Origin of the sequence: Collinsella sp. AM33-4BH (assembly GCF_003469205.1) — a bacterium.
Lineage (GTDB): Bacteria > Actinomycetota > Coriobacteriia > Coriobacteriales > Coriobacteriaceae > Collinsella.
Window position 1 is genome coordinate 1 of sequence record NZ_QSIN01000013.1, and the last position, 20,184, is coordinate 20,184.

Sequence of the window (20,184 nt, forward strand, 5' to 3'; positions counted from 1 at the left end):
CTAAGAGCAAACCACCCTTTTTAAGGGTGGTTCTGATTGGACAACGCAGCCGGGGCGCCGTTGCTCGCAGGATCGGGCGTATGGTTAGCGAACAGATGTTTGCAAATATTGCGTTTACCAGCTGTAAGTGTGAGTGCTCGCAGTAAAATACCCTTGCGACGCATCCCGTGCGCGGGCGGCCGACGACTCGATCGGAGGTTCCCAAATGCTGAAATTCCTTAACGCGCTCGCCGCCCTCGCGGCGGTTGGCACGTTCGTCATCGCGTTTCTTGACTCGTATGAGGTTCGGTTTAAGGTCCGTAGGCGCACGCGCGGTGCGGACGGTAGAAGGCATTTGCGCCGCAACAAGCGCAAATAAGAATGCCCGGGGTTAGAGGCCCGGGCATTTAACAAAACCAGAAAACTAGGCCGCCCGCGCTCCCAAACATTTACGCGGGGTGCGTCGTTTTCTATTGACATTGTATCCCGAATCGCCCCGCCGATTCGGGATATTTTGAAAACGCAAATGCAGACCCATGCTCGCGCCGCGCAATGCTGTTTAGCTGCGTTGTCTGGCGCATGAGTTCGCTAATCGGCTATTATTTGTTTAGACAACTTGAGTTGTAGAGGAGTGACCGGCGATGGTGCAGGGCGCTAAACATATGAAGAGCAATAACGCCGCGGACAACGGCGGCTCAAACCCTCAGCCCAAACCTCAACCAAAGCCCAAGCGCCGTCGCAAGCGGCTGCCGCGCTGGGCCGACCGGCTCATCACCATCGTCATCATCCTTATTGGCGTGGGCCTTATGACCTGGCCGTGGATCTTGGACCGGCTTGAGGCCTCGGGCGTGTTCAACCAGATCAGCACCGTGTCCAGCACCGTGGACGCGCTGTCTGCCGAGGAGCGCGAGCGCATCCTGCTCCAGGCGCGCTCCTTTAACGAGCAGCTGGCGGGCGAGGCCACCGAGCTTCCCGCCGACCAGATCGAGCCCTACGCCCAGCAGCTCATCTTTGACCGCGACCCCATGATGAGCTGGGTCGAGATCCCCTCCATCGACGTGAGCATGCCCATCTACCACGGCACGAGCGAAGAAGTCCTTATGGCAGGCGTCGGCCACCTGGAGGGCACGAGCCTGCCGGTGGGCGGCACCTCGACGCATTGCGTGCTCACCGCGCACTCGGGCATGCGCAACCTGAGCATGTTCGACGACATCCACTCGCTGGAGCCCGGCGACCTGGTGCTGCTGCACACCATGAACAAGACGCTCGCCTATAAGATGGTGGACTCCGAGGTGGTGCTGCCCGAGGAGATGGAGTCGCTGACCATCGAGCCCGGCGCCGACAAGGTGACGCTCGTCACCTGCACGCCCTACGGCGTGAACGACCATCGCCTGCTGGTGCATTGCGTGCGCACCAAGTACAACAAGAAGGACGTCGACAAGCAAAAGTCGCTGGCCGGTCGCCACTGGGGCAAGCGCGAGTTTGCCGTGCTCATCGTGGTCGTGGCCATTGTGCTGTTGCTGCTGGACATCGTGATCCACACGATCCGTAAGCGCCGCAAGGCCAAGGCCTCGGCATAGGACATTCTTCAGAACCACCACAAAGGGGACAGGCACCTTTGTGGTGGTCGGGGCTTCCAAACCATCGCAACATTCGATGAAAATCGCGATTTTGACGAAAAGCGTCGAATGTTGTGATGGTTTTCATTATGGACGGCGCGGTTTTCATTGTGGGCGGGACGGTTTTCGCTGTGGGCGGTGCGGTTTCGCTGCAGAACCGTCAGCCCGCCGCCTGCCAACCGCCGCCCTCGTTACGTTTTCGCTGCATTTGGGTAAAGCATCTGCTCCAAGCGGCGTTGCCTTGTATACTAGAGCAGTTTATCTGTTATGCGGAAGGGAGCGCCTATGGCACTCAGCGAGAAAGACGTGCGCGGCATCGCCGAGTACGCAAAGATCGCACTGACCGATGACGAGCTCACCCAGATGACGTCCTACATGAACGACGCCGTCCAGATGCTCGAGCCCGTCCTGCAATATGACTTGCCCGACGTGGAGCCCACGTTCCATCCTATCGGAAGCCTGTCCAACGTGATGGGCGATGACCTGCGCGAGCCCGAACGCGACCTGCCGCTCGACGTCGCGCTCGAAAACGCCGGCAGCGCGCGCGACCGCTACTTTCGCGTGCCGTCCATTTTGGGAGAGGGGGAGAGCGAGTAATGGCGCAGAGCTTCGATTCCCTTACCGCCGCCCAGATCGCCGCGGGCGTTGCCGCCGGCGACTTTACCGCTACCGAGGTGGCCCAGGCCTCCCTCGCCGCTATCGAGGCGCGCGAGGGCGGGGTCCAGGCATTCCTGCAGGTGGCGCCCGAGCTTGCGCTCGAGGCCGCCGCGCGCGTGGATGCCGACCGTGCCGCAGGCAAGCCGCTGCCCCCGCTTGCGGGCGTGCCGCTGGCCATCAAGGACAACATGAACCTCGTGGGCACGCGCACCACCTGCGCTTCCCGCATGCTCGGGGACTACCAGAGCGTCTACACCGCCACCTGCGTCCAGCACATGCTCGACGCCGGCTGCCTGCCCATGGGCAAGGCCAACATGGACGAGTTTGCCTTTGGCAGCTCCACCGAGGGCTCGGCGTTCCACCGCACCAACAACCCTTGGGATACCGAGCGCGTGCCCGGCGGCTCCTCGGGCGGCTCCGCTGCCGCCGTCGCCTCGGGCGAGGTCGCGCTCTCGCTGGGCTCGGACACCGGCGGCTCCATTCGCCAGCCGGCGTCGCTGTGCGGCGTGGTGGGCTTTAAGCCCACGTATGGTGCCGTGAGCCGTTACGGCGTGGTTGCCTTTGGCTCGTCGCTCGACCAGGTGGGACCCTTTGGCCGCACGGTCGAGGATGTCGCGCTGGCCATGAACGCGCTTACCGGCGCGGGCCACGATCCGTATGACTGCACCAGCCAGGATTGCGCCGTCGACTTTACCGAGCATCTCAACGACAGCATCGAGGGCAAGCGCGTGGGCATCATCCCCGCATTTATGGAGGCCGAGGGCCTGACGCCCGAGGTCAAGGCCGCTGTTCAGCGCGCCGCCCAGGAGCTGCAGAACCAGGGCGCCGAGCTGGTCGAGGTCGACCTGCCGCACCTGGACGCCGCCATCGCCGCCTACTACGTCATCGGCCCGGCCGAGGCGTTCTCCAACCTGGCACGTTTCGACGGCATTCGATACGGCTATCAGGAGGAGGGCTGCGCCAACCTGTCCGACCAGAGCTCGCTCAGCCGTGCCCACGGCTTTGGTGCCGAGGCCAAGCGCCGTCAGATGCTCGGCGCCTACCTGCTGAGCTCGGGCGTGTACGACAAGTACTACTACGCCGCGCAAAAGGCCCGTACGCTCATCACGCAGGACTACGACGCCGCGTATGCCAAGGTGGACACCATTCTCATGCCCGCCTCGCCGCGCACGGCTTTTAAGTTTGGCGAGATCAGCGACCCCACGCAGATGTACCTCTCCGACCTGTATACCATTTCGCTCAACATCTGCGGCAACGGTGGCATTTCGGTGCCGCTGGGCCTGGGCGAGGATACTCAGCTGCCCGTTTCTGCCCAGCTGGTGGGACCTGCCTTTAAAGACCGTCAGCTGCTTACGTTTGCCCGCGCCCTGGAGCGCGGCTTTGCCGATGCCGCCACGGGTGCGCCCGCGCTTTCCGTCGCGCCCGATTTTGCCGGGAAGGGAGGCGAGCTGTAATGAAGGAGCTTTCCGAGGTCCTGCAGGATTGGGAGGCCGTGATCGGCCTGGAGATCCACACCGAGCTCACCGCACTCGATACCAAGATGTTCTGCAACTGCAAGCTCAGCCACGATGACGAGCCCAACGCCAACGTGTGCCCGGTGTGCCTGGGCCTGCCCGGTGCCCTGCCGGTGCCCAACAAGCGCGCCATCGAGAGCATCGTCAAGGCTGGTCTCGCCACCAACTGCGAGATTCAACGCCACTCGATGTTCTACCGCAAGCACTACTTCTATCCCGATATGGCCAAGAACTTCCAGACCACGCAGGGTCCGGTCGCCTTTGCCATGTACGGTCACCTGGACCTGGACGTGACCGGTCGCGGTGCCGCCGAGCGCCCCGACTGCGCGTTTGGTGAGGCCGAGGCCCAGAGCCTGGCGAGCGCCTCGGCCAACGCCGAGGGCCTGTCCACGTCCATGACGTCGACCATGCGCGAGGGCAACCAGCGTGCCGGCCATCTGGCCAGCTACGATGCGTCCAACCTGCAGATGCCCGAGCGTCGCGAGGACGGTTCCTACACGGTGCCCATCCGCATCCTGCGCATCCACATGGAGGAGGACGCCGCCAAGATGGTCCACGTGGGCGGCGCCGAGGGCCGCATTACCGCCGCTGCCGAGTCGCTCGTCGACTACAACCGCTGCGGCACGCCTTTGATTGAGCTCGTGACTGAGCCCGATCTGCGTACGCCCGAGGAAGCGCGCCTGTTTATGGAAAAGCTCCGTCGCATCTTTGTGACGCTGGGCATTTCGGACTGCTCCATGGAGAAGGGTTCCATGCGCTGCGACGGCAACGTGTCGCTGCGTCGCCGCGGCGAGACCAAGCTGGGCACCAAGACCGAGCTCAAGAACCTCAACTCGTTTAAGAGCCTGCATGACGGCCTTGCGTACGAGATCTGCCGTCAGGCCGAGGTGCTCGAGGAGGGCGGAATCATCTATCAGGAGACCCGCCACTGGGAGCCCAGCCGCAAGCGCACCGTGGTCATGCGTGTGAAGGAAACGGCCGACGACTATCGTCTGTTCCCCGATCCCGATCTGGCGCCGTTCGATCTGGACGACGAGTTCATCGACCGCTGCCGTGGCGAGATTCCCGAGCTGCCCGATGCCAAGCGCGCCCGTTTTGAGACCGACTTCGGTATTAAGGCGGCCGATGCCGAGCAGATCGCGGGCGACCCCGAGTTTGCCGAGTTCTTTGAGGCTGCCGCTGCCGGTATGGCTGGCAAGGAGGCCCAGACGGTCGCAAACCTGCTGGTCAACGAGATGATCGCCTACCTTAAGAGCGCAGGCGTGTCGCTCGCCGAGTCCGGCATCGCGCCGGCTCAGGTAGCAGCGCTGGCCAAGCTGCTGGTGACCGATGCCATCAGCTCCAACCAGGCGCACGAGGTCTTTGAGGCCATGGCCCAGACCGGTGACGATCCCAACAAGATCGTCGACGAGCGTGGTATGCGTCAGGTGAGCGATGCCGGTGCGTTGCAGCCGATCGTGGACGAGGTGCTGGCTAACTGTGCCGATCAGGCGCAGCAGTATCGTGACGGCAACCAGAAGGTTATCGGCTTTTTGGTGGGCCAGTGCATGAAGGCGAGCCGCGGCAAGGGCAACCCCAAGCTCTTCAACGAGTTGCTGAGAACGTCGCTCTCGTAGCTGCGAGGCCGGGGAAGCCCCGAGTCGCCGGGGTATTTCCTCCAAATTTCAAACAGTCCTATGCAAGACGAAGGCCACGTTTAGTGGCCTTCTTTGCATGCGGAACTCATTTGGAGCAAACACCCCGGCGACTCGGGGCTTCCCCGGCCAGACGACTCGGCCGTTCGGGTCAGGCGGGGCTGAATGGAATAGAGTGAATGGGCGTGCCGTCGGCACGCCCATTGTTTTGAAGGGAACTCATTGAGAGGCAAGGCCCTGCGCCCGGCCCCTCGGTTCCGTAACGACTCGGCCGTTCGGGTCAGGTAGGCTGAATGGAATTTGGTGAATGAGGGCGCCGTTGGTGCCTTCATTCTTTATATATGTTGGGAGCGCCAAGCGGTGGGGGTGGTGCCGGTGTGTTGCTTGAAGGCTTGGGCGAAGGCGGCCTGCTGAGGGTAGCCTAGACGCTCTGCGACCTGCGCTATCGTGAGCGAGCTATCGGCCAAAAGGTCCTGTGCTCGCTCCATACGGCGTCTGCGAATGTAGGCGCCCAGGGACTCGCCAGTTTGGGCCTTAAAGGTGGCGCATAGCTTGGAGCGGCTTGTGTAGAGCCTCTCGGCCACCTCGTTGATACCCACACGTCTGCCTTTGTCGAGCGCGCGCTCAATCATTGCCGTTGCTTCTTCGGCAATGGTTATGCTGACGCGTGTGTCTGCCGCCTGCCGCGCCTGCTTGTGGGCCGCGCGCGAACAGGCGAGCTCCGCGACCATGGTCTCCACGATGCCCTGCATATAGACATGCCCGCCTACGGTGCGGGCGCGGTCCTCGTTAATCCGGCGCAGCGTGTGGCAGATGGCAGACGTCGCCTCCTCGTGCCACGACTCGGCAAACGCCTCAAAGACTCCCGCGAACTCAGTGGGATACCGATGCTCCAGCTCGTCAAAATACCCGGGCAAAAAGAGCACCGAGCGCGAGTGATAAAGCTGCCCTGCAAACAGCGGACTTAGTTCCTCGCCGCAGCTATCTTGGATAAAGCTGCACACCGCGCTGTTCGGCCACGGTCCATGCAAGGGTTTAAGGTTCGCAGGCGTTATGCCAGCCTCGGGCATGCATATAAGTGTGGGCGCGCTGACCTCGCTCACGCAGGCGTACGGTTCGGGTGTGTATTCGGCCAGGTACATATCGTGCATCGGGGTAATGAAATGCTCCATAACGATGCAGGCGGGGGAGAGAGGCATGATCCATGCGCGTCCGTGCGCCCGATCGTTTGCCACCTCGCCGGTAAAGACGGCGCCCTTGCCGGTAAGCTCCAGGCCAAACTGCTCAAACTGCGGTGCGTAGAGCTCGGTTATGTCGGTCGCTGCCCGCCGTATTTGCAAAAGCGTCCCTTTCCTTTGCAGAAACGTCCACGCCTGGCTCGATTGTGAGCCATGGCTAACACATCAATGATAAGTTCATTACGGTTAACTCTCAAGCCGTTAGAAAGGAATCTCATGGCAAAGGGATCAAAAAAGGAAGGCGGCGGTATCGGCGAGCTGCTTGCATATGCCGGCGACCGTAAATTCCTAACATATTTGGGCATGGCCCTCTCGGCGCTCTCGCAGCTGCTGAGCTTTGGCCCGTACGTGTGCATTTGGCTTGTCGCGCGCGATCTGATCGCCGTGGCACCTAACTGGAGCGAAGCCTGCGATATCGCGATGTATGGTTGGTGGGCCGTCGGTTTTGCCCTGGTGAGCATCGTGATTTATTTCGTGGGGCTCATGTGCACACACCTATCCGCGTTTCGTTGCGCGTCCAATATCCGCAAGGCTACGAGCGAGCATCTGCTTAAGCTGCCGCTCGGCTACTTTGACACGCACGCCACCGGTGAGCTGCGCCGTATCGTAGACGGATGCGCCGCCTCAACCGAGACACTGCTCGCGCACATGCTGCCCGATATCGCCGGCGCCACCGCCATGGTCGCAGGTCTGCTCGTGCTGCTTTTCGCCCTCGATTGGCGCTTGGGCGCGGCATGCCTTATCTCGGTCGTCGTTTCGCTTGGCGCCATGGCCGCCATGATGGGCGGCAAGGGCGGCGAGTTTATGAAGGCCTACATGGGCGCGCTGGTCAAGATGAACAAGACCGGTACCGAATACGTACGCGGCATTCCCGTGGTCAAGGTGTTTCAGCAGACGGTCTATTCCTTTAAGGCGTTCCACGACGCGATCGCCGAATACGCCGACATGGCACAAAGCTATGCGGGCACGTTTTGCCGAGGTCCGCAGGTACTCAACCTTACCGCGCTCAATGGTCTTGTGACATTCCTGTTGCCCGTGGCGTTGCTGTTGGCGCCGGGCGAGAAGGACTTCGCGCATTTTATGGCCAACTTCACGTTTTACGCGATATTTTCGGCCGTGGTACCGACGGCCATGACCAAGCTCATGTTTGTGGGCGAGGCCTCTCAGATGAGTGCCGATTCGCTGGCTCGAATTCGAAGCGTCATGGATTCCAAGCGGCTCTCCGTGCCCGCGCAACCCAAGCACCCTGCCGGCGGCGACGTGCGATTTGAGGACGTGAGCTTTACGTACGAGGGTGCCGAAGCACCTGCCGTTAGCCATGTGAGCTTTAACGTTTCCGCGGGTAGCACCCTCGCCCTGGTGGGTCCCTCGGGCGGCGGTAAGTCAACCTGCGCCAGCCTGATCCCGCGTTTTTGGGATGTTTCTTCGGGTCGAGTGCTCGTAGGCGGTGTGGACGTTCGCGACATGGACCCGCACGAGCTTATGGACCAGGTTGCCTTCGTGTTTCAGACCAACCAGCTGTTCCGACAAACACTTGCCGACAACGTGCGCGCCTCCAAGCCTGGAGCCACTGACGACGAAGTGCGCGCGGCCCTCTCCGCGGCCCAGTGCGACGATATCGTGGCCAAGCTCCCGCAGGGCATTGACACCATGCTCGGCGCCGGCGGGGCGTACCTTTCGGGCGGCGAGGTCCAGCGCGTGGCACTCGCCCGCGCAATCCTTAAAGACGCGCCTATCGTGGTGCTCGATGAGGCCACAGCGTTTGCCGACCCCGAGAACGAGGCGCTCATCCAGCGCGCCTTTAGCAAGCTGGCGGCGGGTCGCACGGTCATTATGATCGCGCACCGACTCTCGACTGTAGTGGGCGCAGACCAAATCGTGGTGCTCAACCAGGGCAGCGTGCAGGAGGCCGGCACCCATGCCGAGCTGCTGTCCCAAAAGGGTCTATACGCCAAGATGTGGGCCGAATACGAACAGGCCGCGAGCTGGAAAATCACTGCAGCGACCGCGGATGCCGCCGTCACGAAGGGAGGCGAGGCATAAATGTTCGCCTCATTCCAAAAGAAGTATTTCCTATCCGATAAAGGCGTCGCCGGCGTAAAACGCGGCATTTTCTGGACCACGCTCACCAATCTCATTACCATGGCCGGCATGGGCTTTTTATTCCTGGTCATGGCCGGCTTTGTCGAGCATCTCGCCAGTGGGGCCGATCTGCCGAGTGCACTGCCTATCGTGGGCGGTCTCCTGGTCTTTTTCGTGATGCTCTTTGCCTCTAACTGGCAGCAGTATTACTACACCTACTGCATCTTTTACGAGGAATGCGGCAAGCAGCGCATGGGGATTGCCGAGCGCTTGCGCAAACTGCCGTTGTCGTTTTTCGGCCGTCGTGATCTGGCCGATCTAACCGAAACCATCATGGGCGACGTTCAGACTATGGAGCATGCCTACAGTCATGTGCTGGGAGAGCTTTGGGGTGCCATCATCGCAAGTGCCATCGTGTTCGTGGCGTCGCTGTTCTTTTGCTGGCAGCTGGCGATCGCGGCGTTTTGGAGCGTGCCCGTGGCCTTTGCCGTGCTGTATCTGACACGCGGGCCCATGACCCCGGTGTTCGACCGCGTGCGCGCCGAGAAGGTCAAGGTCACCGAGGCGATCCAGGAGACGCTCGACTGCGTGCGCGAGATCCGCGCCACCAACCAGGAGGCCCATTATCTTGAGGGACTCAACGCCGTGATCGATGCCGAGGAGCGCGAGACCACCAAAGGCGAGCTCGCCAACGGGCTTTTGGTCAACTCCGCCTTTGCCATCCTGCGCCTGGGGATTGCCACCACGTTGGTCACGGGCGCTGCGATGGTCGCCTCCGGCCAGGTCGACTTTTTGGTGATGTTTGCCTTCCTGCTTATGGTGAGCCGTATCTATGCACCCTTTGACCAGGCGTTAATGTTAATGTCCGAGCTGTTTGCCGCCGAGTCGTCTGCCAAGCGCATGCGTTCCATCATGGAAGAGCCTGTGGCGCGGGGTAGCGAGAAATTTGAGCCCGTGGGCCACGATGTGGTGTTCGATCACGTGGCATTTGGCTATGGTGCGGGCGAGGACGGCCGCGCCGGCGAGAAAGTTCTTACCGATGTGAGCTTTACCGCCAAGGAAGGCGAAGTTACGGCGCTGGTCGGTCCTTCGGGTTCCGGTAAGTCCACGGTGAGCCGCCTTGCCGCGCGCTTTTGGGATGCCACCGCGGGCAAGGTTACCGTGGGCGGTGTGGATGTTGCAAGCGTCGATCCCGAGGTACTGCTGCGTGATTACGCCATTGTGTTCCAAGACGTGCTGCTCTTTGACGACACGGTGATGGGAAACATCCGCCTCGGGCGTCGTGATGCCACCGATGAGGAAGTGCTTGCTGCCGCGCGTGCCGCCAACTGCGACGAGTTTGTGAGCCGCATGCCGCAGGGCTATGACACCATGATCGGCGAGAACGGCTCCAAGCTGTCCGGCGGTGAGCGCCAGCGCATCTCTATCGCCCGTGCGTTGCTCAAAGACGCGCCTATCGTGCTGTTGGACGAGGCGACGGCGAGCTTGGATGTGGAGAACGAGACCGTGGTTCAGCAGGCGCTCTCCCGCCTGCTCGCAGGTAAGACGGTTATCGTTATTGCCCACCGTATGCGTACGGTGGAAAATGCCGACAAAATCGTTGTACTCAAGGATGGTGTGGTTGCCGAGCAGGGCACTCCGGCGCAGCTCAAGGCGGCAGGTGGAGAATTCGCCCGCATGGTGGCGCTGCAAAAGGAAGCAGCTACCTGGCAGTTGTAAGAAGGGGCAAAGGGACAGTCCCTTTCTCACATTGACAATCGGTTACTCCGCATCGTTAATTTTCAAAAGGTTAGCCATGGCTGACCTAGATAGTTAGATAAAATTGAGATATTTCAAAAGCGTGCTCGAGCAAACTTGTTTACTCGGGTGCTGAAGCACCATGCCGCGTCCAATGCGGCAAAAGGGAGAAGCAACATGAAGAAGTCGACGTTCAATACCCTGCTTGTCGGTGGCGGTTTTCTGCTTGGCACGGCCGGCATCAAGCTGCTTACCAGCGCTCCGGTAAAGAATGCCTGCGTGCAGGGTATCGCGTGCGGCATGCGCATCAAGAACGGCTACCAGGACATGGTCGAGCAGGCCAAGGCTAATGTTGACGACATGGTTGCCGAGGCTGCTTACATCACCCAGAGCGAGGCCGCTGCTGACGAGGCAGCCGAGTAACGCTCCCAGGCACAAACTATGAGATTCTCGATTATTAGCGAGATCCCCGGCAGGACCCGTCTTCAATTGGCGGGTCCTGTGCCAGAGAGCGATCTCGATGCACTTCTTAAGCTCAGCGGCGATATCGACGGCGTGCACAAGGTGCGCGTATATGGCCGTATTGGCCAGATGGCGCTCGAATACGACGAGCCACGTCGCGCGAGCGTGCTCGACGCCTTGGGCGCACTCGATGCTCAAGCTATCGCCGATGCCAAGTCGGGCTATGTGATGCAGCTTGAGCCGCGCAAGCACAAACTCGTTATGGACCTTGCCACACTTGTCGGCGCTCACTATGCACGCCGATGGTTTTTGCCCATGCCCCTGCGTGCGGTGTTTGTCGTGGCCGGTTACATGGCCTTTTTGCGTGCCGCCCTCCGTGAGCTCGCGCAGCCGCGCCTGACCGTTCCCGTGCTCGACGCTTCGGCCATCGGCATTTCGTTCGTCAAGCGTGATGTCGACACCGCGGGCCAGACAATGTTCCTGCTCAACGTGGGCGAGCTGCTCGAGGACTACACCCGCGCCATGAGCGAAAACGAGCTCATCAACTCGCTGCTCGATGTACCCGACAAGGCGCAAAAGGTTGTCGGCGACACCGAGGTAAGCGTTGCTGCGACCGAGCTCGAGCCCGGCGATCTGGTCGCCGTGCGCACTGGCATGTCCATTTGCATCGACGGTGTCGTCGAGCGGGGGAGCGCTATGGTCAACCAGGCGACCCTGACCGGCGAGCCGCTGGCCGTTGAGCGCAGCGTGGGCGACGACGTGTTCGCCGGTACCGTCGTGGAAGACGGCAGCATCTTGGTGCGCGTGCGCGCCAACACGGCGCAGACCAAACTGCGCTCGATCGTCTCGCTCGTGCAGACGGCCGACTCGCTCAAATCCGAGGGCCAGTCGCATATGGAGGACCTCGCCAACAAGATCGTCCCGTGGAACTTCCTGCTCGCGGGCCTGGTTGCGCTCACCACGCGCAGCCTTATCAAGACCTCGGCGGCGCTGATGGTCGACTACTCGTGCGCACTCAAGCTCACGGGTTCCGTCGCCGTCATGACCGCCATGAGCGATGCCGCCAAGATGGGCGTCATGGTCAAGGGCGCGAAGTACTTTGAGTCGTTTGCCAAGGCTGACACCATCGTGTTTGATAAGACCGGCACGCTTACCGAGGCGCAGCCGCGCCTGGCTTGCGTGCTGACGACAGATGGCTGGAGCAAGGACGAGGTCCTGCGCCTTTCCGCTTGCTTGGAGGAGCATTTTCCGCATCCGGTGGCGCGTGCCGTGGTCAACGCCGCCCTCGAGCGCGGGCTCGAGCACCGCGAACGCCATGCCGCGGTCGAGTACATCGTGGCGCACGGCATCGCTTCGTCCATCGAGGGGCGTCGCGCCATTATCGGTTCGGCGCACTTTGTATTTGAGGACGAGGGTGCGCAGCTCGAGTCCGACATCAAGGAGCAAATCGAGCTCCAGATGCAAGGCCTGTCGCCGCTGTATCTGGCGGTCGACGGCAAGGTCGTCGGCGTGCTCGGCATCGAGGATCCGCTCAAGCCCGGCGTCCGTGAGGCCATCGCCGACCTACATGCGCTGGGCGTCAAGCATGTCGTTATGCTCACGGGCGATTCGGAGCGCACGGCCGAGCGCATTGCGCGCGAGGCGGGTGTCGACGAGTTTAAGGCCGAGCTGCTGCCCGAGGACAAGTACGCCTATGTGGAGCGCATTAAGGGTGAGGGGCGCCACGTTGCCATGGTGGGCGACGGCGTCAACGATTCGCCGGCACTCGGTTTGGCCGACGTGGGGCTGGCAATGGGTGGCGGAAGCGACATCGCCAAGGAGGTCGCCGATATCATCCTGACCGACACGGATCTGGCCGCGATCGTGCGTTTGCGCCGCATGAGCCAGGGCCTCATTGATCGTCTGACGAGCTCCTACTCTAAGGTGATGCTCACCAACTCGGCGCTGTTGGCATTGGGTATTACCGGCGCGATTACCCCGCAGACGTCGTCACTGCTGCACAACGGCTCGACGATTGCCTACAGCCTGAGCAACGCGAAGGCTTACCTGCGTTAGCAGACGTGTTCGCCCACGTTATCTGGCCTGCGCCCAGACGGCATCGGTGTCGTCCGAGCGCAGGCCTTTTGCGTTTGGATGCCAACGTATGGGTCGATTCGTTTTGCGTCGACCATGCCGAGTCGCTTGCCGCGCGTGCGTTTATTGAGCGGGCGACGGAGACGGGGGCGTTGCTGTTCTTTCCGGTGCATATCGCCAAGGATGTGCTGTACGTTGTCCAACACGAGCTGAAGCGTAGCGTTCTTGCCAGTGGGGAAGCGCTCGACGAGGCATCTGCCCGTGCAATTGGCGATGCGGCGTTGGCGTTTGTTCGGAACATGACCGAAAACGCCACGGCCGTGGGTGCAGATGCGTCGGACCTTTGGCTGGCCGACAAATACTTAGCGCTCCATCGCGATTACGAGGACAACTTGGTGTTCGCCGCGTGCAAGCGCGCGCAGGTCGATTACTTGGTGACCAACGATCGCAAGCTGCTCGAACATGCCGATCTTGCAGCAAAGACCCCGCGCCAAATGATGCCGATTCTGGCTTTGGCCGAACGCGGCGGCGCGGCTATCGGTTGACGCGAACTGTTTGCGGGCCTCTTGGACGACGTTGCGCCAAGGGACCCACGTCTGCTATTTACAAAAGCTCGGCCTTAATGGCGGGACTTTCTGCGAGCTGCTCGGCTGCCTTTTCTTCGGAGCTGTCGAGTGCTGCCAGGCTGCGGTAGACCCACTCGTTGACCTGGGTGTTCTTGACGCCTGCGGTCTGCATGAGGGCACCTACCTCGCGGATTGCTGCGAGCAGATCGACTTTGGGACCCGCGAGCTCGACCTCGATGCCGTGGTAGGCGGCCACGCCGCGGTTCTCACTCACGTGGTCGATAAAGCCTTCGACGGTCTCAAGCTGCTGGGCGAGAGCTGCATCATCGTCAGCGTCCAGCGCAACAAGGGCGTTCGAAACCGTGAGGGCGGGATGTCCGCAGGGGACAAAGCCTTCGATGACATCCATAGCTTCGGTAATGGTTGAGCCCAGGCCTGCGAGGGCATTGACGAGTTGCTGCTTGGTATCCATAACGGTCCTTTCGACGGGTCAATTTTGCTTGGCGAAAATATACGTGACGCGTTCGGTGGCAAAAGTGCGAAGTGTGGTGCACATTAGGGTCTTCACAGCTCGTGCATAGAACAGCTGTCCGCTTTCAGAACGTGGTAAGATAACACTCCACGAGCGGGGCTCACCCCCGCGTGTTCCTTGAAAAGTCGACGGTTATCGGGTGTTTGCAGGCCTGATACCATCCAGACTTTCCCGACATTCGGGGGCGACTGGTTTCGACACGATAGCTCTGAGAGAGGAAGCAAGCCGAGGTCTCCTCGCCTCGTTAAACAGGGGTACCGTCAAATTGAATTGACAACAACTCTTCTTTTGAGCCTATGGCTCTCGCTGCTTAGTTAATAGCGGCGCGTCAACCCGGTGATTTCCCCGACACCGGCGCGACGTCATGTTAGGGGAATGCTCCTGCGCATGTAATCGGTATGGCGCGGGCTAAGATCGAACCGGTTGGGACGCCGCGAGCGTGTCGCTGCGCGCAAAGCGTCCGAGACTAAACCAGCGACTGAGCTTGGAGATGCCAATCAGGGGGCTTTCGTGGACCGGAGTTCGATTCTCCGCGCCTCCACCAATAGTTACAGGCAGGTAGAGAAGTGTCTCTACCTGCCTTTTTATTACTTGCAGATACCGCGGAGAATCGAACTCTGTGCAGGGCGCGAGCGTTAAGCAAACGCGAAGCGTTTGTAGCGAGCGGGCGAGGACGCCAGCAGGCGGCCGAAGCCGGTGCGGATTTGCGAAGCAAATACGCGGATTCTCCGCGCAAAGCTTCAACCCTATGCAGATGCGATGCCGATCGGACTGCAGCCTGCCATGCCCCGCATCAACGTCGCCCCAGGCGGAAAATCCATCCCAGAATTCCGGTTCAGACTGGGATGCGGTTTCCGGATGACGTTTCAAGCGGAAACTGCATCCCGGAATCCTCATTCGGAATGGGATGCAATTTCCAAATGAATGGCTAGCGGAAAGTTCATCCCGGAATCCGCGCTCAGAACGGGACACGCTTTCCCAACGGCGGTCCAAACGGAAAGTTCATCCCGGAATCCCGCCTCAAACTGGGACGCACTTTCCGCTTCACCTGCCGCCTCGAAAAACCTGCGCGCCCTCCATTCCAAAACTGGGTAGAAGAAAGCCAAAACGCAATCGCAGGAGGTCAATATGACTGCAGAAGATAAGGCAAAGAACGTCGGCAAGGTCGCGCTCGTCTTGGAGGGTGGCAGTTTTCGTGGGCAGTTTACCGCCGGCGTGCTCGACGTCCTCATGGAGGCCGGTGTCGAAATTCCGGCGGTGTACGGCGTATCGGCCGGTGCGCTCAACGGCGTCAACTACAAGTCACACCAGATCGGTCGCGTCAATCGCATCAACCTGACCTTCTGCAACGACAGCCGCTACATGGGCGCCGCGTCGTTTGCGTCCACGGGTTCCATCGTGGGTTACGACTTTATCTTCAACGACGTCCAGGACCGCCTGGATCCTTTTGATAACGAGACGTTCGACGCGAGCCCCATCGAGATGTACGCCGTCGCGACGGACATGCTCTTTGGAACCGCTGCCTACCTGCCGGTCAAAAGCGCCGTGCTCGACCTCGACGCCGTGCGCGCCTCGACGTCGCTGCCGCTGGTCACGCCGCCGGTCGAGATTGACGGGCACAAATACGTCGACGGCGGCGTAGCCGATTCGGTTCCTATCGAGCATGTGCTGGAGGAGGCCGGCTTCGAGCGCGCGGTTGTCATTGTCACGCAGGACCGCTCGTACGAGAAAAAGCCCTACGAGTTTATGCCTGCCGCGCGCGCCCGCTATGCCGACTACCCCTACCTGCTCGAGGCTATCGAGACGCGCCACGACCGTTACAACATACAGCGCATGCACCTATGGAAGTATGAGCGCGAGGGCCGTGCGTTGGTCGTCGCTCCGCAAAAGCCGGTCGAGGTCGGCCATGTCGAGCACGATCCGGCAAAGCTTTTGGACCTGTATATCCAGGGCCGTCAGGAGGCAAAGCGCCTGCTCGCGGAAATCCAAGAGTTCGTTGAGCGCTAGCGACGGCGAACCCTCAAAAAATGACAACAGCTAAAGAGTTGGAAAAATCACGGCTCGTGGATGACATGTGCAGAAACTCTGGTCGGAGCCAAAATACCTGTTGACTCGTACGGCGAGCGGGGTAATATGGACGGGTTACTTGCAGAGCCCCGTGAATCTCTGTAACAACACGTACTGTACATGGAGGAGTCTAAGTGATTTCGAAATCGACTCACTACGCCAAGCAGGGCGAGGTCCAGCGCAACTGGGTTCTCGTCGACGCCGATGGTGCTGTCCTGGGCCGTCTTGCCACCCAGATCGCAATGATCCTGCGCGGTAAGAACAAGCCCCAGTTCACGCCCAACAGCGACTGCGGCGACTTCGTTGTCGTCATCAACGCCGATAAGGTCCAGCTTACCGGTAACAAGGCCGACACGAAGACCTATTATCGCCACAGCGGCTACAACGGCGGCCTCAAGGCTGAGAGCTTCCGCCAGGCTATGGAGAAGCACCCGGAGAAGGTCATCGAGCGCGCCGTTCGCGGTATGCTGCCCAAGACCACCCTCGGCCGTGCCCAGATGACCAAGCTTAAGGTCTACGCTGGTGCCGAGCATCCGCACGCTGCCCAGAACCCCACGAAGATTGAGCTGGAGGCTTAAAGATGGCTGAGAACACCGTTGTCTACCAGGGTACCGGCCGTCGTAAGAACGCCGTCGCCCGCGTCCGTCTCGTCCCCGGCACCGGCAAGGTGACCATCAACAAGCGTGACGCCGAGCAGTATTTCGGCCGTCATCAGCTCGTTGAGAACGCCCTTGCTCCCTTCAAGGTGACCGACACCGCCGGTCAGTTCGATGTCATCGCTCTGTGCGATGGCGGCGGCATCTCCGGTCAGTCCGGCGCTCTGCGCCTGGGCATCGCCCGCGCTCTTCTGAACGCTGGCGACTACCGTGCTGACCTCAAGAAGGCCGGTTTCCTTACGCGCGATGCTCGCGTGGTCGAGCGCAAGAAGTACGGCCTCAAGAAGGCCCGCCGCGCTCCCCAGTTCTCCAAGCGCTAAGGTTTTATCTCCTTACGAGATACAATGTACAAGCGGGGCCTGCCGATTCCTCGGCGGGTCCCGCTTTTCTTTTTCGACTAGGGTGGGCGGTTGCATATCGCCTGCTAGGGAAGGAGCGATCCTATGCCCCAGAACATCTTCGGTACCGACGGCGTCCGTGGCGTCGCCAATGCCGACCTCTCGTGCGACCTCGCGTTTCGCCTGGGCCGCGCGGCGACCAAGTTCCTTGGTCCGGATATCTGCGTCGGCCGCGACACGCGTCTTTCGGGTACCATGCTCGAGAGCGCTCTGACTGCCGGCATCATGGCCGAGGGCGGTCGTCCGCACTGCTGCGGCGTCATCCCCACGCCTGCCGTGGCGCTGCTCACCGTCCAGAACGAGCTCGACGGCGGCATCGTCATCTCTGCTTCGCATAATCCGCCGGAGTTCAACGGCATCAAGTTCTTTAGCCGCAAGGGCATGAAGCTTCCCGATGCGGTCGAGGAAGAGATCAGCGCCTGGGTCATGTCCGAGGAAGCCATGGCTGCCGACACGCTGCCGACCGGTGCCGGCGTGGGCCACATCATCAAGATGAAAGACGCCCGCAAGGCATACGTCGACCACGCCATCGATACGCTTGATGGCCTGAGGCTCGATGGCCTGGTCGTTGCCGTCGACTGCGGCCATGGTGCTTCTTGCCAGACCACGCCCGCCGCGCTGCAGCGCCTGGGTGCCACGGTCCATGCCATCAACACCGATTACTGTGGCACTGACATTAACGTTGAGTGCGGCTCCACTCACCTTGAGCCCCTGCGCGAGCTCGTGCTGCGCACCCACGCCGATATCGGCCTGGCCCACGACGGCGACGCCGACCGCGTACTGTTCGTGGACAGCGAGGGCAATGAGATCGACGGTGACTACATCCTGGCTATCTGCGGTTCTGACCTCGCCGCCCGCGGCAAGCTCGCCAACTCCGAGATCGTCTCGACCGTCATGTGCAACCTGGGCTTCTCCATCGCTATGAAGGAGCAGGGCTTCGAGATGGTTCAGACCGCCGTGGGCGATCGCTACGTTCTGGAGCGTATGCTCGCGGATGGCGCCGTCATCGGCGGCGAGCAGTCCGGCCACATCATCTTCCTGGAGCACAACACCACCGGTGACGGTCTGGTGACGGCTCTGCAGCTGCTGGCCGTGCTCAAGCGCACCGGTCGTACCCTCACCGATCTTGCCGGCATCATGAAGAAGTACCCGCAGGTACTCGTCAACGTGCATTCCGACAACAAGGCTGGTCTGGATGATTGCCAGCCCATCTGGGATGCCGTCGCTGCTGCCGAGAAGGAACTTGACGGCCGTGGTCGCATTCTGGTGCGTCCGAGCGGTACCGAGCCGCTGGTCCGCGTGATGGCCGAGGCCGAGACGCACGAGCTGACCCAGCGCGTTGTCGACGACATCGTCGAGGTTGTCAAGCGCGAACTTCCCTAATGGTCAAAAACGAGTGCCAAGTGGTAAACTGTTAAGGCTATTTTGGTCGATTGGTATGTCCGAGGGGGAGCATGTTCACTAAAGTCCTAAGGTCTTTTGGTATGCGTGGTCGAGTCCTTACGCTGGATGCTCCCATCTCGGGCGACGTCATTCCGCTTTCCGAGGTAAACGACCAGACATTTGCCACCGGCCTTTTGGGCCAGGGCGTGGCGATTCAGCCTACCGGCACGCGTGTGATTGCACCGGCTGATGCCAAGGTCGAGGCCATTTTTCCCACGGGTCACGCTGTTGCGCTTAACACGGTCGATGGTTTGGACGTGCTCATCCACGTTGGTTTGGACACTGTTCAGCTTGAGGGCAAGCATTTTAGCGTGCATGCACAGGTGGGCGATGTCGTCCATAAGGGCGACGTGCTCATCGAGTTCGATCGCGAGGCAATTGCTGCCGAGGGCTACGATGTGACGGTTCCCATCTTGGTGTGCAACTCCGTTGAGTTCTCGAGTATCAAGGGCTCCGTTGGCGTGCATGTCGAAGAGATGGACCAGCTCATCGTTGCTCGGGAGCGCTAGCAAGTGCACGTGGCCATTAGCCTACAATTCAAACACGTTTATGGAGGGCGCCCTTGAAAGAGGGCGCCCTCCGTGGCAAGATGGGATTTGTCCGAAGCTAAACGGCTTTGGGTCACCGTGGACGGGCAGGGGCCTCGACGCGGCTAGACACGAGACACATACATTACGCGACCTCGCCCTGGTGGCCGCACACGTTGGTTGCGGCCGACGCGGGCCGCGGGCAAGTGCTTGTAAGGGGAGCCTTGCCTCTCTTGTACGAGAAAGGACGCGTAATGAAGATCATTAAAGCTAAAGACTACGAGGATATGAGCCGCAAGGCCGCCAATATTATCTCGGCGCAGGTTATCCTCAAGCCCGATTGCGTGCTGGGTCTTGCCACCGGCTCCACCCCGATCGGTGCCTACAAGCAGCTCGCTGCTTGGTACGAGAAGGGCGACGTCGACTTTGCCGAGGTCAGCACCTACAACCTGGACGAGTATCGCGGCCTTTCGCACGACGATCCCCAGAGCTATCACTACTTCATGCGTGAGAACTTCTTCGATCACATCAACATCGACCTGAACAACACGCATGTGCCCGACGGTTCCAACCCCGACGCCGCCGCTGCCTGCTCTGAGTACGACAAGATCGTCGCCGCCGCCGGTTACCCGGATCTGCAGCTGCTCGGCATTGGCAACAACGGCCACATCGGTTTCAACGAGCCCGATGACCACTTCTCCAAGGGCACGCACTGCGTCGACCTCACCGAGAGCACCATTCAGGCCAACAGCCGCCTGTTCGACAGCATCGACGATGTTCCCCGTCAGGCCTACACCATGGGTACCCAGACCATCATGTATGCCCGCATGATCCTAGTCGTCGCCAACGGCGAGGCCAAGGCTCAGGCCGTGCATGACATGTGCTATGGTCCGGTTACGCCCGCGTGCCCGGCTTCGATCCTGCAGCTGCACACCAACTGCGTTGTCGTTGCCGACGAGGCCGCCCTTTCGCTCTGCGAGTAGCGCGAATCCTGCATCTC

General features: G+C 60.9%; 17 protein-coding genes and 1 other RNA gene. 16 read left to right on the forward strand and 2 right to left on the reverse strand.

Going from position 1 to position 20,184, the window contains the following annotated elements; translation table 11 throughout:
• Positions 1–641 precede the first annotated feature (641 nt).
• The 4 genes from DW821_RS08755 to gatB all read left to right on the forward strand — a co-directional run bounded on the left by DW821_RS08755 (position 642) and on the right by gatB (position 5,385).
• The gene (locus DW821_RS08755) at positions 642–1,559 is read left to right on the forward strand and encodes a class C sortase (RefSeq protein WP_158563825.1); all 918 of its coding nucleotides are present in this window, start codon (positions 642–644) and stop codon (positions 1,557–1,559) included.
• Between the two features lie 324 nt (positions 1,560–1,883).
• The gene (gene gatC / locus DW821_RS08760; RefSeq protein ID WP_055250987.1) at positions 1,884–2,195 is read left to right on the forward strand and encodes an Asp-tRNA(Asn)/Glu-tRNA(Gln) amidotransferase subunit GatC; all 312 of its coding nucleotides are present in this window, start codon (positions 1,884–1,886) and stop codon (positions 2,193–2,195) included.
• Positions 2,195–3,709, forward strand: a complete 1,515-nt coding sequence (gene gatA, locus DW821_RS08765) for an Asp-tRNA(Asn)/Glu-tRNA(Gln) amidotransferase subunit GatA (protein ID WP_118066535.1) — start codon at positions 2,195–2,197, stop codon at positions 3,707–3,709. The genes gatC and gatA overlap by 1 nt, the downstream gene beginning before the upstream one ends.
• Entirely contained in the window at positions 3,709–5,385 is a 1,677-nt protein-coding gene (gene gatB, locus DW821_RS08770; RefSeq protein WP_089573180.1) for an Asp-tRNA(Asn)/Glu-tRNA(Gln) amidotransferase subunit GatB, read from the forward strand. Before gatA ends, gatB begins: the two co-directional genes overlap by 1 nt.
• A 353-nt stretch (positions 5,386–5,738) precedes the next feature.
• On the opposite strand, the gene DW821_RS08775 is transcribed toward gatB, so the two are convergent.
• A complete protein-coding gene (locus DW821_RS08775; RefSeq protein WP_118066537.1) occupies positions 5,739–6,743 on the reverse strand; it encodes an AraC family transcriptional regulator in 1,005 nt (334 codons plus the stop codon).
• Between the two features lie 114 nt (positions 6,744–6,857).
• On the opposite strand from DW821_RS08775, the gene DW821_RS08780 reads away from it, so the two are divergent.
• The 5 genes from DW821_RS08780 to DW821_RS08800 all read left to right on the forward strand — a co-directional run bounded on the left by DW821_RS08780 (position 6,858) and on the right by DW821_RS08800 (position 13,540).
• The gene (locus tag DW821_RS08780) at positions 6,858–8,684 is read left to right on the forward strand and encodes an ABC transporter ATP-binding protein (protein WP_199584326.1); all 1,827 of its coding nucleotides are present in this window, start codon (positions 6,858–6,860) and stop codon (positions 8,682–8,684) included.
• Positions 8,685–10,442: an ABC transporter ATP-binding protein gene (locus DW821_RS08785; protein WP_118066539.1), complete on the forward strand. Its 1,758-nt coding sequence runs from the start codon at positions 8,685–8,687 to the stop codon at positions 10,440–10,442.
• Positions 10,443–10,637: 195 nt separating this feature from the next.
• The gene (locus tag DW821_RS08790) at positions 10,638–10,883 is read left to right on the forward strand and encodes a DUF6110 family protein (RefSeq protein ID WP_055250999.1); all 246 of its coding nucleotides are present in this window, start codon (positions 10,638–10,640) and stop codon (positions 10,881–10,883) included.
• Between the two features lie 78 nt (positions 10,884–10,961).
• Positions 10,962–12,977: a heavy metal translocating P-type ATPase gene (locus tag DW821_RS08795; protein WP_233553044.1), complete on the forward strand. Its 2,016-nt coding sequence runs from the start codon at positions 10,962–10,964 to the stop codon at positions 12,975–12,977.
• A gap of 74 nt (positions 12,978–13,051) precedes the next feature.
• Positions 13,052–13,540 (forward strand): PIN domain-containing protein, encoded by a 489-nt coding sequence (locus tag DW821_RS08800; protein ID WP_158567562.1) that lies wholly within the window; start codon positions 13,052–13,054, stop codon positions 13,538–13,540.
• 58 nt (positions 13,541–13,598) lie between these two features.
• On the opposite strand, the gene DW821_RS08805 is transcribed toward DW821_RS08800, so the two are convergent.
• Positions 13,599–14,033: a hypothetical protein gene (locus tag DW821_RS08805; RefSeq protein ID WP_118066545.1), complete on the reverse strand. Its 435-nt coding sequence runs from the start codon at positions 14,031–14,033 to the stop codon at positions 13,599–13,601.
• A 240-nt stretch (positions 14,034–14,273) separates the two neighbouring features.
• On the opposite strand from DW821_RS08805, the gene ssrA reads away from it, so the two are divergent.
• From ssrA to nagB, 7 genes are all read left to right on the forward strand, one after another.
• Positions 14,274–14,637, forward strand: a transfer-messenger RNA (tmRNA) gene (gene ssrA, locus DW821_RS08810).
• Between the two features lie 584 nt (positions 14,638–15,221).
• A complete protein-coding gene (locus tag DW821_RS08815) occupies positions 15,222–16,100 on the forward strand; it encodes a patatin family protein (RefSeq protein WP_118066547.1) in 879 nt (292 codons plus the stop codon).
• Positions 16,101–16,294: 194 nt separating this feature from the next.
• The gene (rplM, locus tag DW821_RS08820) at positions 16,295–16,738 is read left to right on the forward strand and encodes a 50S ribosomal protein L13 (RefSeq protein ID WP_022094635.1); all 444 of its coding nucleotides are present in this window, start codon (positions 16,295–16,297) and stop codon (positions 16,736–16,738) included.
• Between the two features lie 2 nt (positions 16,739–16,740).
• On the forward strand, positions 16,741–17,136 hold the full coding sequence (rpsI, locus tag DW821_RS08825) for a 30S ribosomal protein S9 (RefSeq protein WP_022094634.1): 396 nt from the start codon (positions 16,741–16,743) through the stop codon (positions 17,134–17,136).
• Positions 17,137–17,259: 123 nt separating this feature from the next.
• Positions 17,260–18,597, forward strand: a complete 1,338-nt coding sequence (glmM, locus tag DW821_RS08830; protein ID WP_055251011.1) for a phosphoglucosamine mutase — start codon at positions 17,260–17,262, stop codon at positions 18,595–18,597.
• Positions 18,598–18,698: 101 nt separating this feature from the next.
• Positions 18,699–19,166 carry a PTS glucose transporter subunit IIA gene (locus DW821_RS08835; protein ID WP_346972429.1) on the forward strand — a complete coding sequence of 156 codons (468 nt, stop codon included), beginning with the start codon at positions 18,699–18,701 and terminating at the stop codon, positions 19,164–19,166.
• Positions 19,167–19,438: 272 nt separating this feature from the next.
• Positions 19,439–20,167, forward strand: a complete 729-nt coding sequence (gene nagB, locus DW821_RS08840; protein WP_055251013.1) for a glucosamine-6-phosphate deaminase — start codon at positions 19,439–19,441, stop codon at positions 20,165–20,167.
• Positions 20,168–20,184 lie beyond the last annotated feature (17 nt).

What these genes read in the sequence shown, in the direction of transcription:
- DW821_RS08805 (WP_118066545.1), bottom strand. Translation starts at nt 14,033, where the DNA reads ATGGATACCAAGCAGCAACTCGTCAATGCCCTCGCAGGCCTGGGCTCA.
- DW821_RS08755 (WP_158563825.1), top strand. Translation starts at nt 642, where the DNA reads ATGAAGAGCAATAACGCCGCGGACAACGGCGGCTCAAACCCTCAGCCC.
- DW821_RS08790 (WP_055250999.1), top strand. Translation starts at nt 10,638, where the DNA reads ATGAAGAAGTCGACGTTCAATACCCTGCTTGTCGGTGGCGGTTTTCTG.
- gatA (WP_118066535.1), top strand. Translation starts at nt 2,195, where the DNA reads ATGGCGCAGAGCTTCGATTCCCTTACCGCCGCCCAGATCGCCGCGGGC.
- glmM (WP_055251011.1), top strand. Translation starts at nt 17,260, where the DNA reads ATGCCCCAGAACATCTTCGGTACCGACGGCGTCCGTGGCGTCGCCAAT.
- DW821_RS08785 (WP_118066539.1), top strand. Translation starts at nt 8,685, where the DNA reads ATGTTCGCCTCATTCCAAAAGAAGTATTTCCTATCCGATAAAGGCGTC.
- DW821_RS08815 (WP_118066547.1), top strand. Translation starts at nt 15,222, where the DNA reads ATGACTGCAGAAGATAAGGCAAAGAACGTCGGCAAGGTCGCGCTCGTC.
- rpsI (WP_022094634.1), top strand. Translation starts at nt 16,741, where the DNA reads ATGGCTGAGAACACCGTTGTCTACCAGGGTACCGGCCGTCGTAAGAAC.
- DW821_RS08835 (WP_346972429.1), top strand. Translation starts at nt 18,699, where the DNA reads ATGCGTGGTCGAGTCCTTACGCTGGATGCTCCCATCTCGGGCGACGTC.
- gatC (WP_055250987.1), top strand. Translation starts at nt 1,884, where the DNA reads ATGGCACTCAGCGAGAAAGACGTGCGCGGCATCGCCGAGTACGCAAAG.
- DW821_RS08780 (WP_199584326.1), top strand. Translation starts at nt 6,858, where the DNA reads ATGGCAAAGGGATCAAAAAAGGAAGGCGGCGGTATCGGCGAGCTGCTT.
- nagB (WP_055251013.1), top strand. Translation starts at nt 19,439, where the DNA reads ATGAAGATCATTAAAGCTAAAGACTACGAGGATATGAGCCGCAAGGCC.
- gatB (WP_089573180.1), top strand. Translation starts at nt 3,709, where the DNA reads ATGAAGGAGCTTTCCGAGGTCCTGCAGGATTGGGAGGCCGTGATCGGC.